The 15,537-nt window shown below is 51.0% G+C and carries 15 protein-coding genes; all 15 read left to right on the forward strand.

Annotated features, from left to right (window positions below):
- The first annotated feature begins 402 nt into the window (after window positions 1–402).
- The 15 genes from QZ310_RS04160 (at window position 403) to QZ310_RS04230 (ending at window position 15,393) form a co-directional block, all read left to right on the forward strand.
- The gene (locus QZ310_RS04160) at window positions 403–1,878 is read left to right on the forward strand and encodes a capsule assembly Wzi family protein (RefSeq protein ID WP_297070689.1); all 1,476 of its coding nucleotides are present in this window, start codon (window positions 403–405) and stop codon (window positions 1,876–1,878) included.
- Window positions 1,879–1,887: 9 nt separating this feature from the next.
- Entirely contained in the window at window positions 1,888–2,397 is a 510-nt protein-coding gene (locus QZ310_RS04165) for a lipocalin-like domain-containing protein (protein ID WP_297070691.1), read from the forward strand.
- A gap of 82 nt (window positions 2,398–2,479) precedes the next feature.
- Window positions 2,480–3,469, forward strand: coding sequence for an NAD-dependent 4,6-dehydratase LegB (locus QZ310_RS04170; protein ID WP_297070693.1), 990 nt, complete (start codon window positions 2,480–2,482; stop codon window positions 3,467–3,469).
- A 2-nt stretch (window positions 3,470–3,471) separates the two neighbouring features.
- Complete coding sequence (locus tag QZ310_RS04175) at window positions 3,472–4,446, forward strand: ATP-grasp domain-containing protein (RefSeq protein ID WP_297070695.1); 975 nt, start codon at window positions 3,472–3,474, stop codon at window positions 4,444–4,446.
- Between the two features lie 15 nt (window positions 4,447–4,461).
- Window positions 4,462–5,478: an N-acetylneuraminate synthase gene (gene neuB, locus QZ310_RS04180; protein ID WP_297070697.1), complete on the forward strand. Its 1,017-nt coding sequence runs from the start codon at window positions 4,462–4,464 to the stop codon at window positions 5,476–5,478.
- Window positions 5,479–5,534: 56 nt separating this feature from the next.
- Window positions 5,535–6,968 (forward strand): RNA polymerase factor sigma-54, encoded by a 1,434-nt coding sequence (rpoN, locus tag QZ310_RS04185; protein WP_297070699.1) that lies wholly within the window; start codon window positions 5,535–5,537, stop codon window positions 6,966–6,968.
- An 82-nt stretch (window positions 6,969–7,050) separates the two neighbouring features.
- Entirely contained in the window at window positions 7,051–7,659 is a 609-nt protein-coding gene (locus tag QZ310_RS04190; RefSeq protein ID WP_297070701.1) for a hypothetical protein, read from the forward strand.
- A 63-nt stretch (window positions 7,660–7,722) separates the two neighbouring features.
- Window positions 7,723–8,229, forward strand: coding sequence for a 5-(carboxyamino)imidazole ribonucleotide mutase (gene purE / locus QZ310_RS04195; protein WP_297070703.1), 507 nt, complete (start codon window positions 7,723–7,725; stop codon window positions 8,227–8,229).
- Between the two features lie 33 nt (window positions 8,230–8,262).
- Window positions 8,263–9,927: a (E)-4-hydroxy-3-methylbut-2-enyl-diphosphate synthase gene (gene ispG / locus QZ310_RS04200; protein WP_297070892.1), complete on the forward strand. Its 1,665-nt coding sequence runs from the start codon at window positions 8,263–8,265 to the stop codon at window positions 9,925–9,927.
- Between the two features lie 223 nt (window positions 9,928–10,150).
- Window positions 10,151–11,116, forward strand: a complete 966-nt coding sequence (ribD, locus tag QZ310_RS04205; RefSeq protein ID WP_297070705.1) for a bifunctional diaminohydroxyphosphoribosylaminopyrimidine deaminase/5-amino-6-(5-phosphoribosylamino)uracil reductase RibD — start codon at window positions 10,151–10,153, stop codon at window positions 11,114–11,116.
- Window positions 11,117–11,142: 26 nt separating this feature from the next.
- On the forward strand, window positions 11,143–11,712 hold the full coding sequence (locus QZ310_RS04210) for a GNAT family N-acetyltransferase (RefSeq protein ID WP_297070708.1): 570 nt from the start codon (window positions 11,143–11,145) through the stop codon (window positions 11,710–11,712).
- Window positions 11,709–13,109 carry a D-alanyl-D-alanine carboxypeptidase/D-alanyl-D-alanine-endopeptidase gene (dacB, locus tag QZ310_RS04215; protein WP_297070709.1) on the forward strand — a complete coding sequence of 467 codons (1,401 nt, stop codon included), beginning with the start codon at window positions 11,709–11,711 and terminating at the stop codon, window positions 13,107–13,109. Before QZ310_RS04210 ends, dacB begins: the two co-directional genes overlap by 4 nt.
- Window positions 13,093–13,764, forward strand: coding sequence for a hypothetical protein (locus QZ310_RS04220; protein WP_297070712.1), 672 nt, complete (start codon window positions 13,093–13,095; stop codon window positions 13,762–13,764). Before dacB ends, QZ310_RS04220 begins: the two co-directional genes overlap by 17 nt.
- 10 nt (window positions 13,765–13,774) lie before the next feature.
- Window positions 13,775–14,488, forward strand: a complete 714-nt coding sequence (gene rsmI / locus QZ310_RS04225) for a 16S rRNA (cytidine(1402)-2'-O)-methyltransferase (protein WP_297070714.1) — start codon at window positions 13,775–13,777, stop codon at window positions 14,486–14,488.
- 26 nt (window positions 14,489–14,514) lie between these two features.
- Complete coding sequence (locus QZ310_RS04230) at window positions 14,515–15,393, forward strand: hypothetical protein (protein WP_297070716.1); 879 nt, start codon at window positions 14,515–14,517, stop codon at window positions 15,391–15,393.
- Window positions 15,394–15,537: the final 144 nt, after the last annotated feature.

Below are 15,537 nucleotides of genomic sequence, written 5' to 3' on the forward strand. Positions count from 1 at the left end.
TGATACTGCGAAAGTGGGAAAGTAGATAACCGCCCCCTCTACCGACCGGAGCTGAAATGCGAAAGCATCTCAGCTCCGGTCTTTTTTTGTATCAATGGACTCACATTAAAAATTTGTATCGACGGATTCTCGTTAAAAATATGACGAACGACTGAAAACAAAAGATGTGTTAATGCTGTTGAATTGTTGTTGCAGATAATGTTGGCTGTAGCTTTGGTTAATTAAGTTTATTTAAGCCACGATGGGAAGGCAGAGATTGGGGTTACACATATTTTATGTAACTTTGTAACGAGAATCTGTTCCCTTAACTTTCCGTCATGTTTTGGACGGAATTAAATAATTCTCATGCTTATGAATTTTTTAAAATTATCGAGATATATGTTGTCCTTGCAGTTTTCTGCTATGGCATTTGCTGCCGTAGCGGAAGAACCTCTGCGTTATGAGGCTTCAATGACTGTAGGGACGGGGACAGGAGAATTCTCGCCATACTATATTTCCTCGCTTCGGCATGGACGGTTCACGCAATCGCAGAATGTCCAGACGGAAGCTGCTCTATGGAAAGAGATGGATAGCTCCAGACGCTTTTCATACGGGTTTGGTGTAGATGTGATCGGGGGATATGCCTCGTCTGTCTCATACGACCGTTATAATGTCGACACTCAATCGTGGGAAAGCCACGGTGAACGTCCCTCTGCAATCTGGCTCCAACAGCTCTTTGCTGAAATTAAATACAGAGGTGTTTTCGCCCAAGCCGGCTTGAAAGAACAGAATTCGGCAATGCTGAACCAAAGCCTTACGAGCGGAGATCTCGTGGAGAGCGGAAACACACGCCCTATGCCGCAGGTAAGAGCCGGATTTATTGATTTTCAAAATATACCGCTCACAAACGGTTGGCTACAGATAAGCGGAGAGGCCGCCTACGGATATATGGCTGATGACGGATGGTGGAAGAATCACTACAATTACTACCGTTATCACATAACCACCGGCCAATTTTATAATTACAAGCGGGCATATTTCCGCACGAAACCATCGGAACGCTTTTCCGTGACTTTCGGAATGCAGGCGGCTGTAACGTTTGGCGGTACCACAAAAAACTACTACAAGGGTATCCTTGAAAAGGAAGAAAGGCATGAAAGAAACATCAAAACTTTCATAAAGATGCTTTTTCCCACGCAGGATGGTGGCGAAGGTTTCTATTCCGGCAATCATCTCGGCTCGTGGGACATCAAGGCCCGTTACCGTCTGAAGAATGATGACGAACTGTTTTTCTATACCTCCTGGCTTTGGGATGACGGTTCGGGAATCGGAAAGCTCAACGGTTTCGACGGTTTGTGGGGCATTGAGTACCGTGCTTCGCGCAAGGGCTTGGTGAACGCAGCCCTTATTGAGTACATGGATTTCACCAACCAGAGCGGTCCAATCCATTTTGACCCCTTCGATTCGCCGGGTTGCACTTTGCCTGGGCATGTCTCGGGTGCGGATGACTATTACAACAGCGCTTTCTACAATGCGTTCTCATATTTCGGAATGTCGCTCGGCACTCCGGCAATGATGGCACCCCTCTATAACCGTGACGGCTATCCGGCCTATATAGGAAATTCCATGAGGGGTATCCACGCAGGTGTGGAAGGCTCAATCACCGGAAATCTTGATTACAGGATAAAGGCCGGTTACCGCAAGGCTTGGGGTACGCCTATGATGATGTTGCGCACTCCATTGCATCTCACCTCAGTAATGCTTGAGGCAAACTGGCGTCCGGCAAAAGTGAAAGGATTGTCGCTCAACGGCAAGATGGAACTTGACCGTGGCAACATGCCTGAGAATGCTTTTGGCGTGATGGTCAGTGTGAAGTATGACGGATTGTTAAACTTTTAAGCTTTACAGATGACTGACAGAATTAAAAATACAGCGAGAAAATCGGTAAAGACACTCATGCTGTCAATGCTGATGGTGACGTTTATGGCTCTTACAAACGGTTGCACACGTCATCACGGCGACATAGGTGACTTTTTCGGAGAGTGGAAGCTCAATAAAATCACCGCCGACGGTGAGGAACTTCTGCTTTATCCCGATAATGACGTCGCTTATCCGATTCTATATACCTGGGCTTTTCAAGCTGAGATAATACGGATAAACTCCTTATTCGAACATCACGGAGTGCTTGACTGCTACGGCACATGGAAAGAGGAGGACGGCTATCTTGAACTGCGTTTCACCTATAGTGACACGCAAGAGGGAACGGATTACCGCTACAATCCTCCGGCAATCATGCACTTCTCGCCCGATGGTGTGACAAGGCTCAAAATCGATCATCTGGACGGAAAGAAGATGGAAGTAAGCTATACCGGTGAGGACGGAGTCAAGTATGCCTACTACCTGACTCATCCTCATTGAAACAGGACGCTTCATTGAAAAATGAATAATCTATTACCAAGTATATTAATCATAACCGCGAAAGCATAGACGCAAAAACTATATGGACAGCAAAAAGGAGAAAGTGCTTGTCACCGGAGCCGACGGTTTCATCGGCTCGCATCTTACCGAGGCTCTTCTTGCAGAGGGTTACAGGGTGAGGGCACTATGTCAATACAACTCGTTCAACAACTGGGGATGGCTTGAAGGTGTGAGCCATCCTGACCTTGAGATTGTCACAGGTGATGTGCGTGACCCCAATTTCTGCCGTCACATTTCGGAAGGTATCGACACTGTCTACCATCTCGCCGCACTGATTGCTATTCCTTATAGCTATGTGGCCCCCGACAGTTATGTCGACACCAACATAAAGGGAACATTGAATATGTGTCAGGCAGCGCGCGACTGCGGTGTGCGACGCATTGTGGTCACTTCAACGAGCGAGGTTTACGGTACCGCCAAGTATGTCCCGATTGACGAGAAGCATCCCCGTCAGCCCCAGTCGCCCTACAGTGCGACAAAGATAGGTGCCGATGCGATTGCCATGAGTTTCTACAATGCTTTCGAGCTTCCGGTTGTGATTGCCCGTCCGTTCAACACCTACGGCCCGCGTCAGAGTGCGCGTGCCATTATCCCTACAATCATCACCCAGATTGCCAACGGAGCGCGTGAAATCAAGGTCGGGGATCTAACTCCCACACGCGACTTCAATTTCGTGAAGGATACTGCCGCCGGTTTCATTGCTCTCGGACGTGCGGAAGGCATCGAGGGTCGCGACATCAACATTGCGACAGGTACAGAGGTGAGTATGCGCGAGACGCTTGAGACAATAGCGCGCATCATGGGCGAAAAGGTGGACTATGTGGTAGACCCTGCCCGTCTGCGTCCGTCGGGCAGTGAAGTGTTCCGTCTCTGCGGCGACAACACCCTCATAACGTCCCTCACCGACTGGCGACCCCGCTTCGATCTTGAAGCCGGTCTGCGTGAGACGGTCGATTGGTTCACGAAGGGTGAGAATCTTGCCAAGTATAAATCAGGAATATACAACGTATAGTCATGGCTGACGTACAGGTTAACAACGGAGCGAAGAGCAGCCTCAATGTGCTCTTTCTCGGAGGAGCGAAACGCGTGTCGTTCGGCAACAAACTCATCGCTGCAGGCAAACGCCTCGGAATAGATGTGAAAATCTACAGCTATGAGCTTGAACCGGAAGTGCCTATAGCACTGATAGGTGGTGTCATCATCGGACGGAGATGGAATGCTCCCGATGTGCTCGACCATCTCCATCAGGTGGTCGGGGCGTATAAGATAGACGTGCTTCTCCCATTTGTCGACGGTGCCATTTCAATAGCCGGTGCGTATATTGCAACGTATGGCGACGTGTGGTCGCCGGTGGTCAGCTCCGGAAAAGCCGATACGCTTTTCGACAAGGTGCTTTCCGCCCGCGAATTTGAAGCCGCAGGTCTTGACATCCCTGCCACATACACAGGTGGGCGCCCCGTTTTCCCGCTGATTGCGAAACCGCGCCGTGGTTCTGCCTCGAAAGGTATTGAAATCATCGAGGGAATCAACGAGTTCAAGAAAATATCAAAGATAGCGGACGAGTATCTCATCCAGACATATTATCCCGAACGAGAAGAGTATACCGTCGATTGCTACATCTCGCATCGGGGTGAAATTCTCTGCATCAGTCCGCGCCGAAGGCTCGAAGTGGTCGGCGGAGAGGTTGCAAGAACCGTCACTGTCGACTATCCCGAACTCACGAAGGCTTCGGAAGAGGCCATCGTGAAATTAGGTTTGCGTGGTGCGATCACACTCCAGTATCTCCGCGATCTTCAGACCGATCGTCTGATGCTCATGGAGATTAATCCGCGTCTGGGTGGAGGTGTGGTATGCTCGATTCATGCGGGAGCCGACATTCCCGGAATGATACTTGCCGAAGCCACCGGAGGAGAGGCGGAGAAGGCCGACCAAATCCGTCCCGGCACAATGATTTGCCGTTATTTTGAAGAAGCAGTGTTCAACGTATAAGAATCTCTCCGAAATATGAAGAAACAGGAAAAAAAGATAATCATCATAGCCGAGGCCGGTGTCAACCACAATGCCTCGATGGAAATGGCGCGCAAAATGGTGGTCGAAGCCGCCAAGGCAGGCGCGGATTATGTGAAATTCCAGACAGCCGTGCCGGAACTCGTCATTTCATCCATAGCTCCGAAAGCCGAATATCAGAAGGAGACAACAGGCGAGAGTGAATCGCAACTGGAGATGTGTAAAGCCATCCATCTTCCTCTCAGCGCCTATCCTGAGCTTGCCGAACTTTGCCGGAAGGAAGGAATCGGATTCATGAGCACACCCTTTGATCTCGTCAGCATTGATTCGCTTGCACCATTGAAGATGGACTATTGGAAGATACCCTCCGGTGAAATCACCAATCTTCCTTATCTTCGCAAGATTGCCCGGATTGGCGGTAAGGTCATTCTGTCCACCGGCATGTCCACACTCGTGGAGGTTGCCGAAGCAGTTGAAGTCCTTGTCAGAGGTGGCATCGACAGGAAGGACATATTCCTGCTCCATTGCACCACCCAGTATCCCACTCCATACTCGGATGTCAATCTCCTTGCAATGGAAAGCCTGCGCAAACTTGATGTAGGTGGCGTCGGCTACAGCGACCACACTCTTGGAATAGAAGTGCCTATTGCCGCAGCAGCCCTCGGAGCGCAGGTGATTGAGAAGCATTTCACGCTTGACAAGTCGCTCCCCGGTCCCGACCACCGCGCTTCGCTCGATCCTTCGGAACTGGCTGCGATGGTCAAGGCTGTGCGCCACATCGAGGAGGCGCTCGGCAGCGTGGAGAAACGCGTGGCCGAATGTGAGAAGTCAAACATCGAAGTTGCCCGCAAGAGCATCGTTGCCGCACGGCCCATTTCGGAAGGTGAAGTGTTCACCGAAGAAAACATCACAGTGAAGCGTCCCGGCAATGGTATCAGCCCAATGGAATGGGACTCTGTGTTGGGCAAGAAAGCAAAGAAGGATTTTCCTTACGATTCACTCATAGAACTTTAGAGAGTGTTCAGCGAAAATGCTGGCCACTCAATCCAAAAGGAAACAATAATACATAAATGAAAGGCTCACTCAAACTCTCGTTGACTCAGAAACTGCAACAGCGCCTGTCGCCGTTGCAGATGCGCTTCGTGCGCCTGCTGGAGATGAACGGTCCCGAAATAGAGGATGAAGTGAGACGCGAGGTTGACGACAATCCTGCCTTGGAAGTGGTCAATGACAGTGCCGTCGAAGGACAGGAGGGTGTTTTCAACGAAAGCGCCGAGGATCTGCAGCTTGCCGACTACCGCAATGAGGACGAAATACCGTCCTACAGGTTTGAGGCCAACAACCGTTCGAAAAACGATGAGTATTTCGAGCCTGTAGCTGTGGCCGAGGAAAATTCGCTCAGCGATTCTCTGATGGCGCAGCTTGCCGAGACAGATGTCAGTCCGTTTGACCTTCAGATTGCACGTTATATAATAGGTAATCTTGACGATAACGGTTATCTAACCCGCACCCTCGACCAGATACTCGATGATCTTGCTATAAATGCCGGCATTGAGGTTGACATGGACCATCTGCGAGAGCTTGTGAAACGGGTACGCTCTCTGGATCCTCCCGGTATCTGTGCCTACGATTTGCGCGATTGCCTCGCGCTGCAGTTGCGTCGCCTGTCACCGACCGGACCGCGCAAACTTGCGCTTGAAATTGTCGAGCATTATTTCGATATTTTTTCACTCCGGCATTTCGACCGCCTTGCCTCGATGCTCGGCGTCGGGAAGGAGGAGCTGCGTGAGGCTGTCGACATTATCCGTTCGCTCAATCCCAAGCCAGGCGGTCAGCTCGGTGACAGTGCCGGAGATGAGAAACTTCGTCATATAATTCCGGATTTCACAGTCGAGCTTGACGGTGATAAATTGACGCTTATCCTCGTCAACAATCTTCCGGAACTCACCATTGAAGAGAGTTTCGTCAGCGACGGAGCGCAATTCCTTTCCGACAGTTCTCCAAGAGCGCTTCAGGAAGCCAAAGCGTTCATTGCGCGCAAACGTGAGGATGCCACCGAATTCATCGACCTTCTGCGTCTGCGTCAGGAAACGCTCTACAAGGTTATGTCGGCTATTGTCCGTTACCAACACGATTTCTTCATCAGTGACGATGAAGCGAAGTTGCGCCCGATGATACTCAAGGATATAGCCGAGAAAACCGGCTATGACCTCTCAGTCATATCGCGCGCCACTGCCGGAAAATATGTCGCTACTCCCGGAGGTGTCTATCCTCTTAAGTTTTTCTTCAACGAGAAAGTAAACAACGACGAGGAATCATCGGCCCATGAAATCCTTGCAGCCATGCGGGAAATCATCAACGGTGAGGATCCGCATAATCCTCTGAATGACGACGCCCTCATGCAGAGGCTCTCTGAAAAAGGCTATGAACTTGCCAGGCGAACGGTCGCAAAATACCGTGAGCGACTCGGCATTCCGGTCGCGAGGCTCAGGAAACAGATATGATGCGGATGACGTTGTATCTTTCCGACCTTTAAAATCATCCTGTTGCATGAAATAAAAGCCATGATTTGATTGTTAGAATAATATGAAGAAGTTTTCAGAAATAATTTCGGCGATTTTCTCTCCGCTGTTGGTCCCGACCTACGGCATGATTCTCGCCGCCTTCCTTACCATCCTACGCTTCCTCCCCGTCAATCTGCTCTGGACTGCAATAGGAATCACATTTGTCATCACCTGTCTCATCCCGACCTCAGTCATCATAGCCCTATACCGTGCGGGTGTCATCAAGGATGCGGGGCTCAACGAACGCACCGAGCGATATATCCCCTACGGTGTCGTTGTGCTCTGCTATCTCGGATGCGGATTCTTTTTCTATAAGGCCAATGCTCCATTGTGGCTCCCGATGTTTTTTGTCGGAGCCGCATGTGCGACAGTCATAAATACGGTGGTCAACCATTGGTGGAAAATCAGTGCCCACGGTGCTGCCATGGGTGGCCTTGTAGCGCTTCTGTTCCGTGTGGTGGCCTCGCACTATGCGCTTTTCAACATGAATGTATGGCTCTCCGGAGTCATCATAGCAACCGGTCTTGTGCTGACAGCCCGTGTCTACCTTGAACGTCACACGCTCTGGCAGGTGCTCACCGGATGCGCCAACGGATTTCTCTGTGTCTATCTCTTTTCGATGATACATTGATTCTCGAAAACATCATCAATCACACATTGATAATACATAATTTTCAATTTTGACCGAATCATCATGAACCCTACAGTTAGCATCATCATGGGAAGCACCAGCGACCTTCCCATCCTGAAAAAAGCGGCCGACTTCCTCAATCAGATGGAAGTGCCCTTCGAGATGAATGCCCTTTCGGCTCACCGCACACCTTCGGAAGTCGAGGCTTTTGCCCGTGGTGCCGAAGGCCGTGGCATTAAGGTTATCATCGCAGCTGCCGGCATGGCTGCAGCGCTTCCCGGCGTCATCGCCGCCATGACACCGCTGCCTGTCATCGGCATACCCATCAATTCATCGCTCAACGGTATGGACGCTCTCTATTCGATTGTCCAGATGCCTCCGGGCATTTCTGTAGCCACAATGGGTATCAACGGCGGACTCAATGCAGCTGTCATGGCAGTGCAGATTCTTTCGCTCAGCGATCCCGAACTGGCAAAACGCTTCAACGCCTACCGCTCGACGCTTTCTCAAAAGATTGTCAGCGCAAACGAGGAGCTGAAGACATTGAAATATGATTTCAAGGTAGACTGATAAAGTCACGTCATGAGCAACAGACAAAACACTATAAAGAATCTCAATTATCACCGTCGTTCCACCTGGCCGGTCAAAGTCGGCAAGGTGGAACTTGGCGGTGACAACCCCATACGCCTCCAGTCCATGACCTCGACAAGCACAATGGACAGCGAGGGTTCGGTCGCACAGATAAAACGCATCATTGATGCCGGAGGAGAGATTGTGCGCCTCACCGCACAGGGTGTGCGCGAGGCCGAGAATCTTGCCGACATTTCCTCACGCCTGCGCGCCGAGGGAATCGACACTCCTCTTGTGGCCGACATCCATTTCAATCCCCGTGCAGCTTTTGCAGCCGCTTCAAGAGTAGAAAAAGTGCGCATCAATCCGGGCAATTTCGTGGATCCGGGCCGTGTGTTCAAGAAGATTGACTATACTGACGAGGAATATGCAGCTGAAATCCTTAAAATCGAGGAAGGTTTGCTCCCGTTGCTTGAAATCTGCCGCGAACATTCGACAGCGTTGCGCATAGGTGTCAACCACGGTTCTCTTTCCGACAGAATCATGAGCCGCTACGGCGACACTCCGGCGGGAATGGTGGAGAGCGCGTTGGAATTCCTGCGCGTGTGCCTGAAACACGATTTCCGGGATGTTGTCATCTCAATCAAGGCTTCCAATGTCGGAGTGATGGTCGAGACTGTCCGCAGACTGGTTGCAGCTATGGATGCAGAGGACATGCACTTCCCCCTCCATCTTGGCGTGACGGAAGCCGGAGATGCCGAGGACGGACGCATAAAATCAGCTGTCGGCATCGGTTCATTGCTTGCCGACGGTATCGGTGATACTATCCGTGTGTCGCTCAGCGAGGAGCCGGAATGTGAAATCCCCGTGGCCAAGGCTATCACCGAGTTCATTGATGGCCTTTCAAACGGAAAGGAAGTCCCGGAAGTCAATCTGCCTGAGGGATACAATGAATTCAACCCCGACCGCCGTTGCAGCGAATGGAGCGATAAACTTCCGCAGATTGTAGGGCTTGACATACCTGTATCGGAGATGGATACAGCTTTGACAGTGATGGCAGAGGATGGCCTGACAGACGAGCTTGCGGACAAGCTGAAAGAAGATGCTTCACGCACTGTTGTCCTCGATTCTGCCGATGCCAATGCCGTCGGCCACATCAAGGCCTTCATGTTCGGAATGATGAACCGAGGACTCAAGAACCCGGTGGTCATCCGCCGTGACTACAGCGGATTGAACGATGAACAACTTGTCATCGCCGCATCAATCGAGCTTGGCTCCCTGCTTCTGGCCGGTTTTGCCGATGGACTGTGGATTGAAGCCGAAGGGTATCAGCGCCAACGTCTCAACGATATGGCCCTCGCTATCCTCCAGGCTGCCCGTCTGCGAATCTCGAAGACAGAGTTCATCTCCTGTCCGGGCTGCGGCCGCACACTCTACGACCTCCAGTCGACCTTGCGCGACATCAAGGCTGCCACTTCCCATCTGAAAGGACTGAAAATCGGAGTCATGGGCTGTATAGTCAACGGCCCGGGCGAGATGGCCGACGCGGACTATGGATATGTAGGAGCAGCGGCTGGCAAAATCAGTCTATATAAAGGTAAGGAGTGTATTGAAAAGAACATACCTTCCGCCGAAGCCATAGAGCATCTCATAGCTCTCATCAAGGCCAACGGCGACTGGGTCGAACCTGAAAAGTAAGAAGAAAATTGACAATAGAGCTGTATCATAATTCAATATTTCCGGTTTTTTGATACAGAAGTAAAAAAGCGCATAAGAAACAATATATAAGATTGAGAGTTACCTTCATATCCTTTATTATAAAATTCTTTTGTCTATTATGTCCTTTTGTGCTTTTGTATCTCACAGTTCCTTTTCTCAATCTTTAAATCAATAAGCAACAATTCCAAGAACAATCACTGTCATGCACACAGACGAGAAATATATGCGCCGGGCTCTCCAACTCGCGCGTCACGGACTTCTTGACGCTTCCCCCAACCCTATGGTCGGGGCTGTCATCGTCGATAGTTCCGGGCGGATAATAGGGGAGGGGTGGCACCGCCGTTGTGGCGAAGGTCATGCCGAGGTCAATGCCGTGGCTTCGGTCAAGGAGCCTGAAATGCTGAAAGACTCGACCATGTATGTCACTCTCGAACCCTGTTCGCATTACGGCAAGACTCCTCCGTGTGCCGACATGATTGTCAGCCGTGGAATTCCCCGTGTCGTGATCGGGTCGCTTGATCCCTTTGCGAAAGTTTCCGGTCGGGGTGTGGCCAAACTGCTTGCCGGAGGTGTCGAGGTTGTGACCGGAATGTTGGAGGATGAATGCCGTGAGCTTAACCGAAAGTTCATGACGGCTCACGGGAAACAACGCCCGTTCATCACCCTCAAATGGGCGCAGAGTGCTGACGGATTTATCGACGGTCATATCTCCACTCCTCTCACGTCAATGCTCGTACATAAGCTGCGTGCCACCCATGACGCAATCCTGATAGGGAGTGGTACGGCATTGTCCGACAATCCAACGCTTACCACCCGACTTTATGCAGGAAAATCGCCATTGAAGGTGGTCCTTGACCGCCGTGGACGTGTCGGTGATGACATGCGCCTTTTTGACGAAGGGGAGGTGATGGTCATCCGCGAGAGTGAGACACTTCCGGAGACCATGCGCGGACTTTACGAGCGAGGTGTGACGTCTGTCCTTGTCGAAGGTGGTGCGGAAGTCCTTTCCTCTTTCCTCTCCGAAGGTCTGTGGGATGAAATCCGCATTGAGGTTTCTCCGGTAAAGATAGACGGACAGGTCAAGGCTCCTGTCATTCCGTCAATAGACATCATTCCGCAAATACAGACAGTTGACGGTCATAAAATACTGACATATACAAAATACTGACACTAACTAACATACAGCAATAGAATATGAGAATTGTAAACGCACGAAAAGAGGATGCTCCGCTGATTGCCCGTTCCATTATGGAGGCTGTCGGCGAGGAAATATGCCTCAACCTTGCCGGTGAGAAGCACACGCTTGCCGATGTCGAACGTATGTTCACTAATCTCGCATTGCGCGACGATACTCAATACAGTTATCTCAACACCCTTACGGCTCTCGATGACGACGACAGGGCGATTGGGGTATGCGTCGGTTATGACGGCGCAAAGCTCCATGCACTCCGTGAACCATTCTTTGAGGAGGCTAAACGCCTGCTTGATATTGATATGGAGGGCGTGGAGGATGAGACTGATTCATCGGAATTCTATCTCGATACTCTTGCTGTCCTTCCCGAATATCGTGGTCAGGGTATAGCATCCGCATTGCTGAAAGCCTCTGTAGCGAGAGCCGAGGCAATCGGGAAACCTGCAGGACTGCTTGTCGATAAGGACAACACCCGTGCGCGCCGTCTTTACGAAAAAGTCGGTTTCCGTCAGGTGGGCGAGCGGCCATTCTGCTATGTAATGATGGACCATTTGCAGTTCAAGGGCGAATGAAGGCCCTGCTGACCCAAATGCGGGTGGTGCTCGTTGCAGCACTTCTCGCAATTTCGGCGGTGGCCAATGCTTTTCCTCTACAGGTAAGAGGTCTTGACACGCTCAACACCGCCATACTTATCCGTGACCTCCGTTTCGGCCATGACATAGTGGCTGAGAATATTGACCGCGCGTTGATTCCGGCATCCGTCATGAAGTCTGTAACGGTGGCCTCAATGCTCAATCTTGCAGATTCGAGTGAGCGTTTTGCCACTCCGGTGATAGCCGAAGGACGCATTTCCGACGGTGTCCTTGAGGGAAATCTCGTGGTGAAGGTGTGTGGTGACCCTACGATTGAATCACAGTTCTTTCCCGAATCGCAGGGTTTTGCCGACAGCATAGCTGCTTCGGTGAAAAGTCTTGGCATAAAAAAGATACTCGGAAAGGTCATTATTGATGAATCGGACTTCCCGGATGCCACCACTCCTCCCGGTTGGATGGATGAGGATATACCGTGGTATTACGGCGCACGTCTGCAGGGAGCGAATTTCCGTGACAACCGTTTCCGTCTGCGCCTTCCGTCGAAAACGACCGTCCCTTTTGTCCCCGACCTGAAATTCAGTTATGTGGCAGGCAAAGGGAGCAAGATTGACCGTAAGGATGGTTCGGAGACATTTATTATAAAAGGAAAGAAAGCCATAAATGATGTCTTTTCCACACCTTATCCATATAAGGTTATGCAACATGAGCTTGCTTCGACTCTGAAAAGTTCCGGAGTGGAGGTGATGGGTAAGAATATCACACCTGCAAATGAAAATTGCGAGGTCTATGTCCATCATTCTCCGATTTTCAGCGACATCATGCGCAGCCTCATGTTCCGTTCCGACAACCTTATGGCTGAGGGCATACTGCGCGCCATAACGCCCGGCGGTACGCGTGCGGATGCCATCACCGAGGAGCTCGCCGTATGGTCAATGGCCGGAGTGAGCGCCCACGGCATAAACATCATTGACGGCAGCGGTCTCTCGCGCGACAACCGTCTGACCGCGCGCTTTCTGGGCGATGTCTACACATATATGACCACCGATCCGTTCACCAATGAATATATAGGTCTTTTCCCCCGTGCCGGATTCGACGGCACAATGAAAGGTTTCCTTGCCGCCTCGCCGCTTGCAGGCCGAGTGGCCATGAAGACCGGGTCGATGAAGGGTGTGCAGAGCTATGGGGGCTATCTTTTCGATGATGATGGTTTCCCCACCCATGTAATTGTGTTCATGGTCAATAATTTCAGATGTAGCCGTGCAGCTCTTAAAAAAGATATAGAGCGTTTGTTATTAGAAAAATTTGATGTAAGTTTGCATCCTGAAACCTCAAAGGAGGATGCATTAAACGAAAATGATAATGAAGACAATCAATGATATGAAAGGGCTTCTGAATCTGGCCTACGAGATTGAAGGGCTCCTCATGCTGCGTATCGAACGTGGGGAGGAAGCAAGTCAGGAGATGAAAAATCTGCTCGTCGGGAAAGCCGGACAGCTTCTTGCCGGGTTGACGGCAGAAGAGGTATCCGTAGTTCCTGAGACCGCTGACGACAGCGCGGAAGCTGTTGCCGAGGCTGAGGTTTCAGCCGGAGTCGAGGCTTGTGCTGAGAATGTAGTAGAGCCGCCTGTATCCGTGACCGTTGCTGAAGAAACTGCTGCTGATGTCGCTGACAATACTGCCGGCGATGATGAAGCCGTAGCTGAAAACGCACTCGAAGAGGAGCGCGGCGATGCCGACATGCCCGTCACCGTCAACGATACCCTCTCGGCCGATTCACAACTGACACTTGACGAAAAACTCGCCCGCCAGCGCGCAGCCGATATTTCCAAGGCATTCACCCTCAACGACCGTTTTCGTTTCCGTCGCGAGCTGTTCCGCAACTCAGATGAGGAATTCAAGGAGACTGTCGATGTGATAGGTTCCATGTCGAGCATGGAGGAGGCTGAGGAATATTTCTTCAATGACCTCTGCTGGGACGAGACCAGCCCTGTCGTGAAGGAATTCATGGCGATTGTCGGGAAGCACTTCTAATCGGTTGCAGATGGGTAAACTTTATATCGTACCGACCCCTGTCGGCAATATGGCCGACATGACACCGAGAGCTGTCGAGGTGCTGCGGACCTGCAACCGGATATATGCGGAGGATACGCGCACATCGGGTGTGCTTCTGAAGCATTTCGACATCACCACGCCATGTTCGAGCCACCATAAGTTCAACGAGCACACGACCGTGCGCCCGATAATCGAACGTCTGTTGGCCGACGAGACGGTGGCGCTGATTTCCGATGCGGGTACTCCGGGCATAAGTGACCCCGGATTTCTGCTCACCCGCGAGTGTCGGCGCGAGGGAATCGAGGTGGAGACACTTCCGGGTGCCACTGCTTTTGTCCCTGCGCTTGTCAATTCAGGTCTCCCTACCGACCGCTTCACGTTCGAAGGTTTTCTCCCTCCCAAGAAAGGAAGGCAGACGCGCATAGAGAAGATTGCCGAAAGCGACTGCACTTCAATTGTCTACGAGTCGCCCCTGCGCCTTGTGAAGACTCTCGAACAGTTTGCCGAAGCCTGCGGGAGCGACCGTCCTGCCTCGGTCTCGCGCGAGATTTCCAAGCTCCACAACACAACGGTCAATGGAACATTGGGTGAACTTATTGAATATTTCGGCCAGAACATTCCGCGAGGAGAAATTGTTATTGTCATAGGTGCCGGAGAGAGCTCAGGCCCGAAAGTTCACAAGAACAAGTATAAAGATTCATAAAAGACTCACTTTAACTACGAATTTATATGAAAAAAATCGCGACTTTCGCAGTCATTGCGGCTGCACTTCTTTCAGCTTGTAACGGAGGTAAGCTCCGCGATGCCGAAGCTCAGAACGAACAACTCAAAGGCGATCTCCGCGAGACACTTGCCACTCAGGACAGTCTTCTCGTGCTTGTCAACGACATCTCAGAGGGTATGACCCAGATAAAGGATCTTGAGAAAATCATCTCCGTTCCCGGAACTCTCGGCGAATCGGCTTCGCGCAAGGAGCAGATTAAGAACGACATGATTGCTATCCAGCAGGCTCTTCAGGAGCGCCGTCAGCGTCTTGAGGAACTTGAGAAGAAACTTGCCGAGAATGGTGGCGAAAGCTCGACTCTCAAACGCACCATCTCCAATCTCAAGGCCCAGATTGCAGAGCAGCAGACTGAAATCGCTACCCTCACCAATCAGCTTGCAAGCGCCAATATCAAGATTGAGCAGCTCAGCAACCAGGTCATCGACCTCGGCACCGCCAACGATTCGCTCAACTGCGGTCTGAATGAGGAGCGTGCGCAGAAGCAGGCTGCCGAGGAGGCTGCAATTGCTGCAACCAACGAGCTCAACACCGTTTATTATGCCATCGGTACAAACAAGGAGCTCAAGGAAAAGAAGATTCTTGAATCAGGCTTCCTCCGCAAGACCAAGGTGATGAAGGGTGATTTCGACAAAAATTACTTCACTGCGGCCGACCGCCGTACACTTACCCAGATTCCGACCCACAGCGACAAGGCCAAAATCATGACCTCTCAGCCCAAGGACTCCTACAATATCGTGAACCAGGGTGGTCAGAAGGTCATCATGATTACTAATCCCGATAAGTTCTGGCAGCTTTCCAACTTCCTCGTTATCGAGGTTGACTGACAGACCGGGAAAAACCTTTACACTATTGAATCACACACTGACTGAAAAAATACTTTTGTTTCCATACTTACTCATGGAAATGCCGAATTTGTGGGGACGAATCGAAAGACCGTCCCCGCAAATTTGACGTTTCCGATTCTTTTC

It is taken from the genome of uncultured Duncaniella sp., from assembly GCF_910577345.1.
GTDB lineage: Bacteria > Bacteroidota > Bacteroidia > Bacteroidales > Muribaculaceae > Duncaniella.